This is a genomic window from uncultured Intestinimonas sp., assembly GCF_944387725.1.
Taxonomy (GTDB): Bacteria; Bacillota; Clostridia; order Oscillospirales; family Oscillospiraceae; genus Intestinimonas.
Map to the genome: position 1 here is coordinate 1 of NZ_CALXGA010000051.1, position 16,326 is coordinate 16,326.

The 16,326-nt window shown below is 64.3% G+C and carries 17 protein-coding genes; 11 read left to right on the plus strand and 6 right to left on the minus strand.

Translation table 11 applies throughout. The features are described from left to right. Positions 1-223: 223 nt before the first annotated feature. Genes Q0K09_RS07945 through Q0K09_RS07960 form a run of 4 tightly spaced genes read left to right on the plus strand, consistent with a single transcriptional unit; the run spans position 224 to position 2,811 of the window. A complete protein-coding gene (locus Q0K09_RS07945; RefSeq protein ID WP_294475058.1) occupies positions 224-955 on the plus strand; it encodes a WecB/TagA/CpsF family glycosyltransferase in 732 nt (243 codons plus the stop codon). Beyond that, positions 952-1,620, plus strand: a complete 669-nt coding sequence (locus Q0K09_RS07950) for a deoxynucleoside kinase (protein ID WP_294475059.1) — start codon at positions 952-954, stop codon at positions 1,618-1,620. Before Q0K09_RS07945 ends, Q0K09_RS07950 begins: the two co-directional genes overlap by 4 nt. Positions 1,621-1,655: 35 nt before the next feature. After that, complete coding sequence (locus tag Q0K09_RS07955; RefSeq protein WP_294475061.1) at positions 1,656-2,201, plus strand: DJ-1 family glyoxalase III; 546 nt, start codon at positions 1,656-1,658, stop codon at positions 2,199-2,201. Further along, entirely contained in the window at positions 2,179-2,811 is a 633-nt protein-coding gene (locus Q0K09_RS07960) for a 5-formyltetrahydrofolate cyclo-ligase (RefSeq protein ID WP_294475089.1), read from the plus strand. The genes Q0K09_RS07955 and Q0K09_RS07960 overlap by 23 nt, the downstream gene beginning before the upstream one ends. 28 nt (positions 2,812-2,839) lie before the next feature. On the opposite strand, the gene Q0K09_RS07965 is transcribed toward Q0K09_RS07960, so the two are convergent. Next, positions 2,840-3,016, minus strand: a complete 177-nt coding sequence (locus Q0K09_RS07965) for a hypothetical protein (RefSeq protein WP_294475064.1) — start codon at positions 3,014-3,016, stop codon at positions 2,840-2,842. A gap of 146 nt (positions 3,017-3,162) precedes the next feature. Here Q0K09_RS07965 and mltG point away from each other — a divergent pair, with 146 nt between their 5' ends. From mltG to Q0K09_RS08000, 7 genes are all read left to right on the plus strand, one after another. Then, positions 3,163-4,374 (plus strand): endolytic transglycosylase MltG, encoded by a 1,212-nt coding sequence (mltG, locus tag Q0K09_RS07970; protein WP_294475066.1) that lies wholly within the window; start codon positions 3,163-3,165, stop codon positions 4,372-4,374. A gap of 145 nt (positions 4,375-4,519) precedes the next feature. Next, positions 4,520-5,737: a U32 family peptidase gene (locus tag Q0K09_RS07975; RefSeq protein WP_294475069.1), complete on the plus strand. Its 1,218-nt coding sequence runs from the start codon at positions 4,520-4,522 to the stop codon at positions 5,735-5,737. An 87-nt stretch (positions 5,738-5,824) separates the two neighbouring features. Continuing rightward, complete coding sequence (locus tag Q0K09_RS07980; RefSeq protein WP_294475072.1) at positions 5,825-6,403, plus strand: hypothetical protein; 579 nt, start codon at positions 5,825-5,827, stop codon at positions 6,401-6,403. A gap of 57 nt (positions 6,404-6,460) precedes the next feature. After that, positions 6,461-7,573: a hypothetical protein gene (locus tag Q0K09_RS07985; protein WP_294475073.1), complete on the plus strand. Its 1,113-nt coding sequence runs from the start codon at positions 6,461-6,463 to the stop codon at positions 7,571-7,573. Between the two features lie 363 nt (positions 7,574-7,936). Beyond that, complete coding sequence (gene alaS, locus Q0K09_RS07990) at positions 7,937-10,612, plus strand: alanine--tRNA ligase (RefSeq protein ID WP_294475075.1); 2,676 nt, start codon at positions 7,937-7,939, stop codon at positions 10,610-10,612. Positions 10,613-11,215: 603 nt separating this feature from the next. Next, positions 11,216-11,389 (plus strand): DUF4250 domain-containing protein, encoded by a 174-nt coding sequence (locus tag Q0K09_RS07995; protein WP_294475090.1) that lies wholly within the window; start codon positions 11,216-11,218, stop codon positions 11,387-11,389. 32 nt (positions 11,390-11,421) lie between these two features. Beyond that, a complete protein-coding gene (locus Q0K09_RS08000; RefSeq protein WP_294475077.1) occupies positions 11,422-11,781 on the plus strand; it encodes a histidine triad nucleotide-binding protein in 360 nt (119 codons plus the stop codon). A 117-nt stretch (positions 11,782-11,898) separates the two neighbouring features. Here the strand turns inward: Q0K09_RS08000 and Q0K09_RS08005 are convergent, their stop codons facing one another. The 5 genes from Q0K09_RS08005 to udp all read right to left on the minus strand — a co-directional run bounded on the left by Q0K09_RS08005 (position 11,899) and on the right by udp (position 15,301). Next, positions 11,899-12,516 (minus strand): ABC transporter ATP-binding protein, encoded by a 618-nt coding sequence (locus Q0K09_RS08005; protein WP_294475079.1) that lies wholly within the window; start codon positions 12,514-12,516, stop codon positions 11,899-11,901. A gap of 124 nt (positions 12,517-12,640) precedes the next feature. After that, a complete protein-coding gene (locus Q0K09_RS08010; RefSeq protein ID WP_294475081.1) occupies positions 12,641-12,769 on the minus strand; it encodes a hypothetical protein in 129 nt (42 codons plus the stop codon). After that, a complete protein-coding gene (locus Q0K09_RS08015; RefSeq protein ID WP_294475083.1) occupies positions 12,769-13,458 on the minus strand; it encodes a DUF308 domain-containing protein in 690 nt (229 codons plus the stop codon). The genes Q0K09_RS08010 and Q0K09_RS08015 overlap by 1 nt, the downstream gene beginning before the upstream one ends. Further along, on the minus strand, positions 13,455-14,153 hold the full coding sequence (locus Q0K09_RS08020; RefSeq protein ID WP_294475085.1) for a TetR/AcrR family transcriptional regulator: 699 nt from the start codon (positions 14,151-14,153) through the stop codon (positions 13,455-13,457). Before Q0K09_RS08020 ends, Q0K09_RS08015 begins: the two co-directional genes overlap by 4 nt. Positions 14,154-14,527: 374 nt before the next feature. Continuing rightward, positions 14,528-15,301 carry a uridine phosphorylase gene (udp, locus tag Q0K09_RS08025; protein ID WP_294475087.1) on the minus strand — a complete coding sequence of 258 codons (774 nt, stop codon included), beginning with the start codon at positions 15,299-15,301 and terminating at the stop codon, positions 14,528-14,530. Between the last annotated feature and the right edge of the window lie 1,025 nt (positions 15,302-16,326).

Here is a 16,326-nt window from a genome sequence, read left to right on the forward strand (position 1 = left end):
GCGAAAAAATTGCTTGCCAGCGGCCCAAAATCCCTCGCTGCTGGACACATCGCCAATTTTCAAACAAGCCCTAGTACCCCACCAAGTTAGAGATTGCAGATTGGATTTCGAGCGGAATTTTTACAGATTATGGGACGGGCGTGGCCAGAGACCAGGTTCCCGTAGACTTTTTGGCGCGGGTATGGTATGATACCTGAGAATTAGGAAAATGGAGGCATGTGCCTTGCGGACAGAAATTTTGGGCGTCGGCTTCGACGACCTGACCATCGAGGAGGCGGCGGACCGGGCCGCCGGGCTGCTGGAGGAGGAGGGGTTCCACTATGTGGTGACACCCAACCCCGAGATGGTGGACCGGGCCCGGCGGGAAGAGCCCTTTCGCGCCGTCCTCAACGGGGCAGACCTGGTGCTCCCTGACGGCATCGGGGTGGTGTACGCCGCCTGGCTCCTGGGACGGCCCCTGAAGGGCCGCTGCCCCGGCATCGACTTCGCCGGAAAGCTGATGATGCGCATGGCCCGGAAGGGACAGCGGCTCTACCTGCTGGGGGCCAAGCCCGGGGTGGCCGAGGCGGCCGCCGCCCGGCTGGAGGCCCGCTGCCCCGGCCTGACCATCTGCGGCGTCCACGACGGGTATTTCCGGGAGGACGGCCCGGTGGTGGAGGACATCCGCAAGTCCGGGGCCGATGTGGTCTTTGTCTGCCTGGGCTTTCCCAAACAGGAGTATTGGATGAAAAAAAACGGCCCCGCCACCGGCGCCCGGCTTTTGGCCGGCCTGGGGGGGAGCCTGGACGTTTTCGCCGGCGTGGTGGAACGGGCCCCGGAGTCCTGGCAGCGGCTGGGACTGGAGTGGCTTTACCGGCTGACCCGGGAGCCCCAGCGCATCGGGCGCATGGCCCGTCTGCCGCTGTTTCTGGCGGCGGCCCTGGGGGAGCGGCGAAAGGAGCGGAAGCGGACGTGAACAGAAAGCTCATCGTGCTGGAGGGCACCGACGGGTCGGGAAAGTCCACCCAGTTCGCCCTCCTGTGCCGCCGCCTGGAGGAGGCCGGACGGCCCTTCCACCGCATCGTCTTCCCCCAGTACCAGGAGCCCTCCTCGGCCCTGGTGCGGATGTACCTGGGAGGCGCCTTCGGCGCCCGCCCCGCCGACGTAAACCCCTACGCCGCCTCTACCTTCTACGCGGTGGACCGCTACGCCTCCTACCAAAAGGTGTGGGGGGAGAACTACCGGGCGGGAAAGCTGATCCTCGCCGACCGCTACACCACCTCCAATGCCGTCCACCAGACCGGCAAGCTTCCAGAGGAGGCGTGGGAGGGGTTCCTCCACTGGCTGGTGGACTTCGAGTACCAGAAGCTGGGCCTGCCGGAGCCAGACCTGGTCCTCTACCTGGACATGCCCACCCAGCGGGCTGCGGAGCTCCTCCGCCGCCGAGAGGGGGAGCTCCACACCGCCGGGGATATCCACGAGACAGACACCGCCTACCTGTGCCGGTGCCGCCAGGCGGCCCTCCAGGCCGCTGAGCTGCTGGGCTGGGTGCGGGTCTCCTGCGTGGACGGGGCCGGCGCGGTCCGCCCACCGGAGGATCTGCACCGGGAAATTTGGGAAATCATTCAGTCCGAATTTTAATAGGATGTGGGATAAATGACAGGAGGGATTCAGACATGGTGTATATTTTGCTGGGAGAGGGCTTTGAAGAGGCCGAGGCCATCGTCCCGGGGGATCTGCTGCGGCGGGCCGGGCTGGAGGTGGCCTTTGTGAGCTTGGAGGGCCCCGCCGTCACCGGGAGCCACGGCATCACCGTCGCCGCCGACCTGACCCTGGAGCAGGTGGACGCCCAGAAGATGGAGCTGCTGGTGCTCCCCGGCGGGCTGGGGGGCGTGGCCTCCATCCAGATGGACCTCTTCGCCACCGCCCTCATTCAGAAGGCCTATGACCAGGGGTGCTGGCTGGGGGCCATCTGCGCCGCCCCCTCCATCCTGGCAGGTATGGGGCTGCTGGACCGCCGCCGGGCGGCCTGCCACCCCTGCGTCTGGGAGGAGATGGGCTCCGCCGCCGTGGATCGGGAGGCCCAGGTGGTGGTGGACGGGCGCATCGTCACCGGCCAGGCCGCCGGGGCCGCCTACCTCTTCGGCCTGAAGCTGGTGGAGGTCCTGCGGGGCCCCGAGGAGGCCCGGAAAGTTGCCGATGCCATCCTGTTCCGAGGCTAAGCGGGCCCTCCGGGCCCGGCTCCGAGCCCAGACCGCCGCCCTGCCGCCCCGGGCGCGGGCGGAGAGCGACCGCCTTCTGGCCCGGCGCTTCCTGGCGCTCCCCCAGGTGGACGCCGCCGGGACCCTCCTCCTCTTCTGGGGGGTGGGGACCGAGCCGGACACCCGGCCCATTCTGGAGGCCCTCTGGGCGCGGGGGAAGGAGGTTCTTCTGCCCCGGTGTCTCCCCGGCCGCGTCCTGGAGGCCCGCCGGGTCCGGGACCCCCGGGAACTTCTCCCCGGGGCCCTGGGCATCCCAGAGCCCGGGGAGGCCTGTCCCACCGTAGGGTGGGGGGACATCGGCCTCATCCTGGCGCCGGCGGTGGCCTATGACCGCCGCTGCTTTCGGCTGGGCCAGGGGGGCGGCTACTATGACCGCTGCCTGGCGGGCTATGGGGGCCGGACCGTGGGCCTGTGCCGGGATGTGCTGCTCCAGGAGCGACTGCCTGTGGAGCCCCACGACCGGGGGGTGGAGCTGGTCCTCACCGAGACGCGGCGTTTTGCTGCCGGACAAAAGGAGGCCGGCGGAGCCCAGGGGGCCCCGCCGGCGCAGGGAGGACAACAGGGAGGTTAAGTAGCAGGGCGCGGCGGTGCGGGAGGGGTCAGCAGCAGGAATCGCAGCCGCAGTTGTTGTTGCAGCAGTTGTTGCCGCAGCCACAGCCACAGCCGTTGTTGCAGCAGCAGTTGTTGCCGCAGCTATTGCCGCCCCACCCTCCGCAGCAGCAGCAGATCAGGATGATGATGAGGATGATCCAGCAGCAGCTATTGTTACCGAACATGAGAGTATGCACCTCGCTTTTAGAGTTTGGAGGCTTCCGCCGGGCCGGCCCGGCGGCGCTGCCCTCCAACTGGCCTATTCTATGTAGAGCGCCTGGGGATGGTTCCCCAGGGGGGCCGGGATTTTGCCAAAAGGAGAACATGGTTTATGTCACAAGAGGAAAGAAGGACCTCCAGCGAGCGGCGGCAGCAGCCCCGAGAGCGGGTCCAGCGGGAAGAGCGGGAACAGCGCCCCAGGAAGAAGCGGAAGAAGGGCTTCAGCCTTTTGGGCACCCTGCTGTATGTGGCCTTTGTCATCGGGGTGTCCACCCTGCTGGCCGCCGTGGGCTGGGTAGCCGCCAATGACCTGTTGGCCCTGAACAAGGCGGAGCACTCCGCCATCATCACCCTGCCGGACGACGTGTTTACCACCCGGGAGGTCACTGTGGAGACCGAAGACGGCGCTGAGACTGACACCCAGCAGGTGGTGGATATGGACTATGTCATCGACGCCCTGAAGGAGAACGGCATCATCGAGTACGGCCTCCTCTTCCGGATCTACTCGGTCTTCTCCAACGCCGACGTCAAAATGGCCCCGGGTACCTATCAGCTGGACACCGACATGGACTACCGGGCCATTGTCACCAACCTGGGCGCCAACTCGGCCAGCCGCCAGCAGGTCACCGTCACCATTCCCGAGGGCTTCACCGTAGCCCAAATCTTCCAGCGCCTGGAGGACGAGGGGGTCTCCACCGTGGAGCGGCTCAACGAGATGGCGGCCACCCACGACTACGCCTTCTCCTTCCTCCAGGAGATTCCCCTGGGGGACCCCACCCGCCTGGAGGGCTACCTCTTCCCCGACACCTATGATTTCTATATGGGCGAGAACCCCCTCACCGTCATCAACAAGATGCTGGTGAACTTTGACCGGCGCTTTACCGATGAGATGCGGGCCGAGGCCGAGGCCAACGGCTACAGCGTCCGGGACATCGTCATCATCGCCTCCATGATTGAGCGGGAGACCGACGGCAGCGACCGGGCTGCCATCGCCTCGGTCATCTTCAACCGCTGGCAGAACACCGGGGCCGAGACGGCGGGCTATCTGGGGGTGGACGCCACCCTGGTCTACGCCCTGGGCCGGACCATCACCCAGGCCGACTACACCGCCGACACCCCCTACAACACCTATACCCACCAGGGCCTGCCGCCGGGGCCCATCTCCAACCCGGGCATGGCCTCCATCGAGGCCGCCATGAACCCGGAGGACACCAACTACTACTATTACGTCCTGGGCAACGACGGCACCCACTCCTTCTTCCGCACCCTGGAGGGCCAGCAGGAGTTCATCCAGCAGCAGCGGGCCGAGTCGGGCACAGATTGAGGAACCGGCGGCCCCAAATGAAACAGGGCCCCGCAGCGCCCAGGCCGGGACAGACCCCAGCGGTCTGCCCCGGCCTGGGGCCGGTTGGGGGCCCCGGCGGGCGGTCCAGCCGCCGGGAGCCCCGAAACAGAGAGGAGAAGCCTGGATGAGCATCGAACTATTGGCCCCTGCCGGGGACATGGAGCGGCTGCGAATGGCGGTGGCCTACGGCGCCGACGCGGTCTATCTGGCGGGGAATGACTTTGGCATGCGGGCCTTCGCCGGGAACTTTGACCAGAAGGGCCTGGAGGAGGCGGCAGCCCTGTGCCGCCGCCACGGGGTCAAGGTCTATGTGACCTGCAACACCATGCCCCGATGGGAGGAGGTGGAGCGCCTGCCCGCCTGGCTGGAGTACCTGGACGCCCTGGGGGTAGACGCCGCCATTGTGGCCGACCTGGGGGCCTTTCGGCTGGCGCAGCGCCACGCCCCCCACCTCCAGCTCCACGTCTCCACCCAGGCGGGGGTCACCAACCACGAGGCGGCCCGGGCCTGGTACGAGCTGGGGGCCAGCCGGGTCATCCTGGCCCGGGAGCTCGCCCTGGAGGAGATTCGGACCATCCGGGCCAAGACGCCCCCGGCCCTGGAGCTGGAGGCATTCGTCCATGGGGCCATGTGCGTGAGCTACTCCGGTCGGTGCCTCCTCTCCAACTACATGACCGGCCGGGACGCCCAGCGGGGCCGGTGCGCCCAGCCCTGCCGCTACCAGTATGCCTTGGTGGAGGAGAAGCGGCCGGGGGAGTATTTCCCCATTTTTGAGGAGGGCGGGGAGACCTATATCATGAACTCCCGGGACATGTGCATGATCGACCACATCCCGGAGCTGCTGGAGGCGGGGCTGAACTCCCTCAAGATCGAGGGCCGGGCCAAGTCGGCCTACTACGCCGCCGTGGTCACCGGGGCCTACCGCCACGCCCTGGACGCCGCCCTGGCCGGGGAGCCCCTCGCCCCGGTGTGGCGCGCCGAGCTGGACAAGGTCTCCCACCGCCCCTACTCCACCGGCTTCTACTTCGGGGAGCCGGGACAGTACACCGGGGATGCCCGATATCTCCGGGACTACCAGGTCTGCGCCGTGGTGGAGACCTGCGCCGGGGACGGCAGGGCGGTCCTCTCCCTGCGGAACAAGTTCGCCGCCGGGGACCATCTGGAGCTCCTCTCCCCCGGCCGGGAGCCGGCGGCCTTTACCGCCCCGGAGATGGAGGACCTGGAGGGCTTCCCACTCCACGAGCCCAAAAAGCCGCAGATGCGCTTTCGGATGCGCCTGCCCGTCCCGGCGGGGCGCCTGTCCCTCCTGCGGCGGCAGGTAAACTTGAGCCCTGGCGGATAAGGGGCCAATTTACACAAAAGTTGGAGTGGAAATCCGGCCGGTATGTGTTATAATGGGTGAGATATCAGGAAAGGGGAGGGCGGAACTATGAGACAGCTGTTGCAGCCCATTTTGCTGGAATTTTTCCGGGCCCACCTCATCCTCACTGCAGTGAGCGCCCTGCTGCTGGTGCTGGCCCTGGGGCTGAGCAGTCTGCTGGGCTTTGGGGAGAACCTGCTGTCCCTGATCTCCCCCCGGATGGCCAGGGCCGGCGGCCTGGCCGCTCTTCTGCCGGCCATTCCCATTCTGGGGCTGTGCCTGCTGGCCTATCTGCCCGCCGGGCGCTTCGCCCGGAGCAGCGCCGGCCTTCCCCGGCCGGACGCCGTGACCGCCCTCCAGATCCTGCTGCTCCCGGCGGCGGTCTTTTGGCTCCTGTTGGCGGCGGGCGGGCTCCTGTCCAACGTGGGGGCCCAGCTGGTGGCTCTGCTGCTCAACTGCCCCGCCTACGGAGTGGTAACTCTGATCGGCCTCCTGACCGGGGGACAGAGCACCGCCCCCCGGTGGACCGCCTACGCCGGCGGCCTGGCCGCCGGACTGCTGCCGCCGCTGCTCTTTCTGGCGGGGAGCTGTATTCCCATTCCGGCCCTGGACCGGAAGGACCCGGAGGATCATATCGAAAAACAATAAAAATATATTGACTTACAGGACTTGGTGTGCTACGATAACCCCAAAGGGGGTCATCGTATGGAAAAGTGCGCCACACAGCGGGCACGGTTTCTGGGTTTTGCCGGGGGGCATTTTGTGGTCTGCGCCATCAGTGTCGCCTTCCTGGCCTTTACCGCCTTGGGCGGGATTTGGCCCTGGGTCCTGGCGGCGGGGCTGATGCTCCTCTACCTGCCGGCGGGGGCCGGAGCCGCCGTCCTCCTGAGCTGGAGCCGCCCCTCGCCGGGGGCGTGGCGCCGCTCCGTGCTGTGGGCGTCCCTGGCCGCCTGGGTCTGGGGCTTTGGCGGCTGGAGCGGACTGTGGCTGGGGGCGGCCCTGGAGTGGGAGCTCCTGTTTTCCCTGTGCTTCTGGGCCCTGCTCTCCACGCTCTTTCTGGCCACGCCCTCCTTTGTGTGGATGGCGTGCACCCTGGGGACTCTGGAGTCCCTGCCCAGCGGCGGGACGCCCCTGTGGTATGGGGCCATTGCCCTGGCCGGATTCCTGCCAGCCCTGCTGTTCCACCTGGGGGCCCTGGCGGGCTCAGACTTCCGCCCCAAAAGGGCCGCCGGGGGGCCGGAGGGGCCTGTCCCAGGGCAGAAGCGTCCACAAAATGGACCCGGTGCGGGGCCGATGGGGGGAAGGGTCTGGCTGTTTGCCGCCGGCTCGGCGGCTGTTCTGGCGCTCTCTCTGACCGCCTGCGGGGGACAGGAACCGCAGGCGTCCATTTCCGAAGCCCTGGACCTGGACGTCGCGGCGGGGGAGACCTGCTCGTATACAGACAGCCACGGCGGCTTTCACGGGGACGGGACCACCTGCGCCGTGCTGCGCTTTCCCAATGACAGGGTTATGACGCAGATTCAGGAGGACCCCCGGTGGAGCCCTTTTCCCCTGGACGAAACGGTGCGGGCCCTGGTTTATGGCCTGTCCTGGGAGACGGACCGCGAGGCCTTCCATGTGGGCCCCTACCTGACAGATGAGGAAGGGGAGACCCTGGTTCCGGACATCCAGAACGGATATTACCGGCTGATGGACCGGCACGCGGAGCGGGACGCGCCGGGGGACCCGGGCATCCTGGGCCGGGCATCCTTCAATTTCACCCTGGGAATCTACGACGCCGACGAGGACCTGCTCTATTTCTGCCAGATGGACACATGAAAAGGGGCGGGGCTTGGGGTTTCCCCCTGCCGCGGCGGGAAAAAACAGTTGACAAGCGCCCGAAACGTGATAAAATAGGAGCGCTGAAAAAGGCCGCGACGAAGCCAAGGGGGCCGCGCCGCGACAAGCGAGAGGGGACGGTGGAAGCCCTCCGCGATACGGGTCCCCAAGCCACTTCACCAGCCGCCCGGGAGGACCGGGACGCCTCATCCCCGTTACCGGATGACAGGAGACGCGCTCTGTTTGACAGAGCGTAATCAGGGTGGTACCGTGGAAGTCTTTCCGCCCCTGGCTGACGGCCGGGGGCGGTTTTTTTCATCCCGCCCCATAACGGCAAATTTTGAACGATGGAGGTCGATCCCCATGCCCAGCAAGCCCTACGGAGTCAACGAGCTCCGGGAGATGTTCCTGAAATTCTTCGAGACCAAGGGCCATCTCCGCCTGCCCAGCTTTTCCCTCATCCCCCAGAACGACGCGTCCCTGCTCCTCATCAACTCCGGCATGGCCCCCATGAAGCCCTGGTTCACCGGAGAACAGGAGCCCCCCCGCCGCCGGGTGTGCACCTGCCAGAAGTGCATCCGCACCGGCGACATCGACAACATCGGCCACACCGCCCGCCACGGCACCTACTTCGAGATGCTGGGCAACTTCTCCTTCGGGGACTACTTCAAGAAGGAGGCCATCCACTGGGCCTGGGAGTTCCTGACCTCCCCGGAGTGGGTGGGCCTGGACCCCAGCCGGCTGTATCCATCGGTCTTCGCGGGTAACGATACCACCCCCGCCGATGACGAGGCCTTCCGCATCTGGAACCAGGAGGTGGGCATCCCCGCCGAGCGCATCTTCAAGTTCGGCAAGGAGGACAATTTTTGGGAGCACGGCTCCGGCCCCTGCGGCCCCTGCTCGGAGATCTACTATGACCGGGGGGAGCGGTACGGCTGCGGCAAGCCCGGCTGCACCGTTGGCTGCGACTGCGACCGCTATATCGAGGTCTGGAACGTGGTCTTCTCCCAGTTCGACAACGACGGGGAGGGCCGCTACACCGAGCTCAAGCAGAAAAACATCGATACCGGCATGGGCCTGGAGCGGCTGGCGGTGGTGTGCCAGGACGTGGACTCCCTTTTTGACGTGGACACCGTCATGAACATCACCAACAAGGTCAGCGCCATCACCCATGCCCACTACGGGGAGAGCCACGAAAAGGACGTCTCCCTCCGGGTCATCACCGACCACATCCGATCGGCCACCTTCATGATCTGCGACGGCGTCCTCCCCTCCAACGAGGGCCAGGGCTACGTCCTGCGGCGGCTCCTCCGCCGGGCCGCCCGCCACGGCAAGCTCCTGGGGGTGGGCGGGCCCTTCCTCTACGAGGTCTGCGGCACTGTCATCCACGAGAATGAGGGCCACTACCCCGAGCTCCGGGAGCGGCAGGACTATATCATCAAGGTCATCTGCACCGAGGAGGAGAACTTTGCCCGCACCATCGACGGCGGAATGAAAATCTTCTCCGACCTCCTGGCAGGCCATAAGGCCAGCGGGGAGACGGTCTTTTCCGGGGCCGACGCCTTCAAGCTCTACGACACCTATGGCTTCCCCATTGACCTGACCATGGAGATGGCCGCCGAGCAGGGCCTCACCGTGGACCAGGCCGGCTTCCAGAAGCTGATGCAGGAGCAGAAGGAGCGAGCCCGGAAGGCCCGGGAGGCCCTGGGAGACCTGGGCTGGGCCGGCGTGGAGTTCGGCAAGGATGTGCCTGAGACCGAGTTCGTGGGCTATACCGAAACCGCCCTCTCGGACGCCAAGGTGGCGGCCCTGGTGGTGGAGGACGAGCAGGCCGAGGAGCTCATGCCCGGCGTGGAGGGCATCGTGGTGCTGGACCGGACCCCCTTCTACGCGGAGATGGGCGGCCAGGTGGCCGACCACGGCGTCATCACCGCCCCCAACGGCGGCGCATTTCAGGTCACCGACGTCCAGAAGAACAAGGGCGGCAAGTATATGCACTACGGCAAGATGACTGGCGGCGTCCTCAAGCTCGGGGACACCGTCACCGCCGCCATTGACGTCCAACGCCGAAAGGCCGTCATGCGGGCCCACTCCGCCACCCACCTGCTGGACGCTGTGCTGCGCCGGGTGCTGGGAGACCACGTCCATCAGGCCGGCTCTCTGGTGGAGCCCGACCGGCTGCGCTTCGACTTCACCCACTTTGCCGCCCTCACCGCCGAGGAGCTCTCCCAGGTGTCCGCTGCGGTTAACGAGGCGGTGCTGGAGGGCTACGACATCCGCACCGAGGTCCTGCCCATTGAGGAGGCCAAGGAGCGGGGGGCCATCGCCCTCTTTGGGGAGAAGTACGGCGACAGGGTCCGGGTGGTGGACATGGGCCGGGGCTTCTCCGTGGAGTTCTGCGGCGGCACCCATCTGGACAACACCGCCAAGGTGGGGGTTTTCCACATCGACAGCGAGTTCTCCGTGGCCTCCGGCGTCCGCCGCATCGAGGCAACCACCGGCCTGGTCTCCCTGGAGGCCATGAACCGTAACCAGGAGCTCCTTTTCCAGGCCGCCGCCGTCCTCAAGGCCAAGCCAGGGGAACTCCGGGAGAAGGCCGAGCAGAACATGAACGAGCTTAAGGAGCTCCGGCATCAGGTGGAGGCCTTCCGGGCCCGGGAGGCTGCCGGTGAGGCCGGGCAGTTCCTCATGGGCGCCAAGGAGGTGGGGGGTCTGAAGATCGTCACCGCCACCCTCAGCGACGCCGGGGCCGACCGCCTGCGGAAGATGGGCGACTTCCTCCGGGACAAGGACCAGCGGGTGGTGGCCGTCCTCTCCGCCGTCAACGATGGAAAGATCACCTTCCTGGCCGTCTGCAGCAAGGAGGCCGTGGCCAAGGGCATCAAGGCTGGGGAGATCATCAAGTCGGTCACCGCCCTCTGCGGCGGCAAGGGGGGCGGCAAGCCCGACTCCGCCATGGGCGGCGGCAGCGACGTGCTGAAGCTGGACGACGCCCTGGCCACGGTGGACGACTTCGTGGCCAAGAAGCTGGGGCTGTGAGCCGCCCATGGCCCTGGGGCCCCGTGCGGCGCAAGCCGCGTGGGGAGAGGAGGGGAGCGCCCTGTGACGCGGGACGATTTGAACCTGTTCCGCACCTTGAAGGTGGACTGCGCCGCCCTCGGACTGGAACCGGCGGGGGCGGACAGCGCCTGCTTCTGCACGCCCAAGGGGGCGCAAATCTTCGCCGCCCTGGGCTGTGACGGCGTCCATTTTGTCCTCCTGCCGGGTGACGAGCGGGTCTTCTGTGTAGATCCCTCCCTGGGGGAGCCGGGGTCCTATGTGCTGCCGGTGGGGGAGGACTTTCGGGCCTTTTTATCCTATGTCCTCTGGTGCCGGGACGCAAACCCCTTGAGCCAGCTGGCCTTTCTCCCAGAGGAGCGCTTCCGCGCCCTACTGGCGGAGGAGGCCGGGGCGGAAACGGGGGACCTGCTCCAGCAGAAGGAAAGGGCCCTGGCCGCTGCGGCGGCGGCCTTCTCCCTGGCCCCCGCCGACCCCTGGCAGAGGGTTCGGGCCCTCCAGGCCGCCTTTGACCCCGCCGGTCTGCTCTATTCAGATGCTTACTACGATACCCTGGGCCTGCCCAACCCAAGAGAGGAGGACGCCATGCTCCCGCAAGACCCCAACATCCTGCTCAGCGTTGTGAATACCAAGCTCCGGGACCAGTACGGCAGCCTGGAGGCGCTGTGCGAGGACCTCGAGGCCGACGCCGGGGAACTGCAAAAAAACCTGGCCAAGGCCGGCTATACCTACGACCCCGCCCGCAAGCAGTTCCGCTGACCGCCGGGCCGGGACAGAAACGGAGGAAAACCATGTCAGACGCGCTCAACTACCAACCGGACTGCCTGTTCTGCAAGATTGTCAAAGGGGAGATCCCTTCCAACAAGGTCTATGAGGACGACCTCTGCTACGCCTTTTATGATATCGACCCCCAGGCTCCCACCCATTTCCTGGTAATCCCCAAGGCCCACATCGGCTCCTGCGGGGAGATCACCCGGGGCAACTCCGCCCTGGTGGGGCGCCTCTTTGAGGTCATCTCCCAAGTGACCCGGGACCTGGGGCTGACCGACTTCCGGGTGGTGTCCAACTGCGGCGCCCAGGCGGGCCAGTCGGTCCCCCACCTGCACTTCCATGTGCTGGCGGGGAGAGATATGACCTGGCCGCCGGGCTGAGGTCCGTCTGGAAACCGTCCGCCTTCTGTGACGCAGGCAGACCCCCAAGGTCGAAAAAAGCTGCGGGGCATTTCCATTTGTCGGAAATGCCCCGCAGCTTTTTGGGCCGGTGTGTGCTCAGGAGGCCTTCTCAAACTGGCTGTTGTAGAGGTCCGCGTAGAAGCTGCCCTTCGCCAGGAGCTGTTCGTGGGTGCCCTGTTCGATGATGTCGCCGGAGAAGAGCATCGCCTTCTGGGTGATGTAGCCGATGCGGTCGTACCGGGCGTCAAAGGTGTAGTCCTTGACGTTGACGCCGCCCACCAGCACCTCGCCCTGGGTGACATCGTAAAATCGGGCTGCCAGGCTGACCAGCGTGGTCTTGCCGCTGCCTGTGGCGCCGATAAAGGCCACGGTCTCGCCGCGCTGGACCTGAAAGCTGATGTTTTCCAAAACGTTCTTGCCGGAAGAGGGGTAGTGGAAGGAGACATTGCGAAACTCCACCGTGCCCACCTTCGGGGCCTCCGTCCGGGAGTCCTCCTGCAGGCTGTCCTCCGTCTCCAGAATCTCGCTGATGCGCTGGGTGGACACCTGGGCTGCTGGCATGCGCATGATAATCATAACCAGCATCATAACGGTCATGATGACATAGGTGGCATAGGCGCCGAAGACCACAATGTTGCTGAAGTTGGTCAGCCGCAGGGCGCTGTCTGCGGCGGGCACGCGGTTGACAATGGCCGCGCCCACCCAGTAGATCACCAGAGGACAGGGCGTTCATGGCGAAGGTGACCCCCGGCATGAGGAGGGCAAAGGCCCGCTGGTTGAGCAGCTGGGTCCGCATCAGGTCCTCATTGCTCTTTTGGAACTTGGCGTTCTGATAGTCCTAGGCGTTGTAGGCGTGCCCCACATGGATGCCGGTCAGGTTCTCCCGGGCCAGCAGGCTGATGTGGTCGGTCAGCTTCTGCACCCGGCAGAACCGGGAGATCACCGTGCCGATGATCGCCACCATCATCAGCAGCAGAGCCGCCACAAATCCGGCGGTAATGGCGGAGAGGATCCGGCTCTTGTTGACAATCTTGATGATGGCCCACATCGCCATGATGGGAGATTTGATGAGAATTTGCAGGCCCATGGACACCAGCATCTGCACCTGGGGATGATGTCGTTGGTGGTGTGGTTGATGAGGCTGGGAACCGAGAAGGCCGTCATCTCCTGCTGGGCGAAGTCTGCGATCTTGTGGAAGACATCCTCCCGAATGGCGTAGCTGTACCCCGCGGCCACTCTGGCGGTCAGAAAGCCGCAGACGACGCACAGCACCGCGCTGGCCAGGGTGCAGCCCAGCATCTCCAGCCCGGTGTTCAGGATGTCGGACATGGTGCTCCCCGGCGTCTCGATCAAAACGGTCAGGCTGCTCATGTAGTCGGGCAGGGACAGCACGATAAATGCTTGATTGAACAGCAGAAACAGGGAGAGCAGCACCGTCAGGATGCCGTCCGCCAGAAACCAGCCGGCGCCGGCTGCATAGCGGCTACTTACGGCGAAGACCACGATGTCGATGATGCCGGAAATCAGCATGACAATCCCGAGATACAGGGACAGGGACAGGAGCCCCACGTCCGGGTTGCACAGACAATAGATGCCGGCGAGCAGGAAGAGAATGCCGGCCAGGCCCCACAGGACCCGCGATACCGTTGGATTCATACAAAATCGCTCCTTTTCCATTCAGATTCAGCGTCCGAAGCTCGGGGAGCGCCCTGCGGCGCGGCTCCCTGGGGAGGGGCCGGCCCGGCCGGCGGCTGGAAGACGCCGTAGGCCGCCATGTAAAATACATCCTCAGCCGTTTCCAGTATGGAGTGAAGGTTTTGCTCGGGCTGCCCTCTCTGATAATACTGCAAAAAGTATTCGACTCCTCCCAGAAAGCGGGCGGCCTTTTCCTGGCTGATCCCCGGCCGCAGGGGCATCCGCACGAGGAGCTCCTGCAAAAACCTCTGGTTTTTTTCCCGGATGGGCGCGTACAGCTCCCGAATCTGCTTGGCCAGACCCTTGGGCGGACGGAGCACAGCGGTTTCAAACACTGTCTTTTGCAGGGGATGGCAGTTGAAAAAGGCTTCCCGCATCAGGAGCTGGGCCTTGAAGGTCTCCAGGATGTCCTGGTCCGCCCACTTCTCCGCCTCCTGCTCGATGCAGGCGTTCAAATCGGCAAAGGTTCTCTCCACGCACAGCAAAAACAGCTGGTCCTTGCTGGAATAGTAGTGGTACATCATGCCTTTGGAGATGCCGTGCTTGCCGCAGATTTGCTCCATGTTCACCGCGTCATACCCAGAGGCGCCGAACTCCTCCAGGGCCGCCCGGTAAATTTTTTCTCTGCTGCGTTCCTGACGCTCCTGCTGCGTCATGCAGCGCTCCCTCCTTTTCCTCTGAATGGTTCCCCGGCCTGCTCCGAGACCCTTCCGCTGCTCCGGTCCCCCGCAGACAGCTGCAGCCCTAGAGTAGGGGCCGGGCGGCGTTGAGGAGGAATCTCCAGGCGAAGTCATCTATTTTTAGGAGTATAGTACTTATAGACGGCTCCGTCTATATTATTTTATGAACAATTTGTGAATCTTCCAAAGAGGGCTCCGGGACCTGCGCCGTTTGAGGCGCATCGGGGGCGCAGATCTCCCTGCCAGGCCCGGTCTTCCTGTCTGGGGAAATATGCAGACAGCGAGGTCTGGCCTCCCGTTTTTGGGGGCAAACCTCGCTGTTTGACGTTGTATACATTGCAGAGGGCAGGTCAGCGGTCCTCCACCCGGTCCTGCTGAATCAGGAGCTTGAGGGCCTCGATTCCCACCTCGATGGCGGCGGACAGGTCGTGGCTCTCCCGCTGGTCCAGGCCGGCCGCCTCCCGCTCCTGGTTCCAGATGACGTGGAAGCAGGAGCCGCAGCGCACCCCCAGGGCCGCCGCGCAGCAGAACAGGGCCGCCGACTCCATCTCGGAGGCCAGGACACCCAGGCGCTTCCAGGCATCCCACTTGGCCTGGAGCTCATAGCTCACCGGCATTCTGGCCGGATCGTGCTGGCCGTAGAAGGAGTCCTTGCACTGGACCACGCCGGCGTGCCAGGGCTTCCCCAGGCGCTTGGCCGCCTGGACCAGGGCCTCCTGCACCCGGTAGTCGGATACCGCCGGGAACTCGATGGGCGCATACTCCCGGCTGGCCCCCTCGTGGCGGACCGCCCCGGTGGCGATGACCACATCGTCGCTCTGGACCTGGAGGGCGATGCCGCCGCAGGTGCCCACCCGGAGGAAGGTGTCGGCGCCGATGGCGTGGAGCTCCTCCATGGCGATGACGGCGGAGGGGCCGCCGATGCCGGTGGAGCACACCGAGACCTTCTCCCCCAGCAGCGTCCCTGTGTAAGTGGTGTATTCCCGATTGGACTGGACCCGCGCCGAGTTGTCAAAATAGGCGGCAATTTTCTCACAGCGCCCGGGGTCCCCCGGCAAGATGCAGTATCGGCCTACGTCCCCCTCCTTGCATTGGATGTGAAATTGCAGGGTATGCTTTTGCATGAGACTGCCTCCTCCTATGGAGCCCGGCGGGCGGACCAACCGCCCGGGCCGGCGTCCTGATCTTTCCTGTACATTGGGCATCATACCACAACCCCTGCCATTTGGCAAGTCTATGAAGCCGTCCGGCCACACCCGTCTCATAAAATGATATAATAGTATTCGGTAATAAAAATGGAAGAAATCAGGGAGCGGATATCAAAGATAGAAGATCTGCGACATCCAAGGTTATGTGAAATATCCACTGGCAGATGTGCTGATAATCATAATGTGCGCTGTGTTATGCGGGATAGATACGTTGGGCGATTTAGGGCTTGTTTGAAAAAAGTCAACATGCCCAACCGGCGGGTCTTTTGCCCCCCTGGACGGCGCAATTTTTCCTTGAAATCCGCCAGGATTCCTGCGAAAAAATTGCTTGCCAGCGGCTCAAAATCCCTCGCTGCCGGACACATCGCCAATTTTCAAACAAGCCCTAGTGATTTACGCCGAAAACAGGAAGGAATTTTTTAGAAAAGAGTTGGGTATTCAAGACGTTCCATGGGCAGGAATTGATTCACGAAAAGACAAATGAGATTCCGGTTTTTCAAGAAATGCTTACTTATTTAGCCATCGAGGGGAAAACCAGCCCTCTCTGCTGGCGGATGTTCGTCTGTTTTTTGAAGACGCAGACAACGAAATCGAATGGGAATGTTTCCAAACCATAGAGAAACATGCAGGACGGATAGAAAAAAGAGTCTGTCGCAAAGGGAAGGATATTTTCTGGCTGCAAGAACACAAGTGGCCAGGACTGCTGAGTGTTTTTCTATTGAACGCAGTGTTGAGGTGCGCGGACAACACAGCATAGAAACCAGTTATTAGAAGCCGTATTCATGTTAGATACAAAAGTACCCAGATGCCCAGCATCTGCGCAGAATTTTTAAATAGACGGGTACCTTTCGTATGCTGGCCCGGCGGCAGAGCTGCCCGCCTTTGTATCATGGATATTGGCGGCATGAACCACGACAGCCAATAAATTGCCCATCACATCA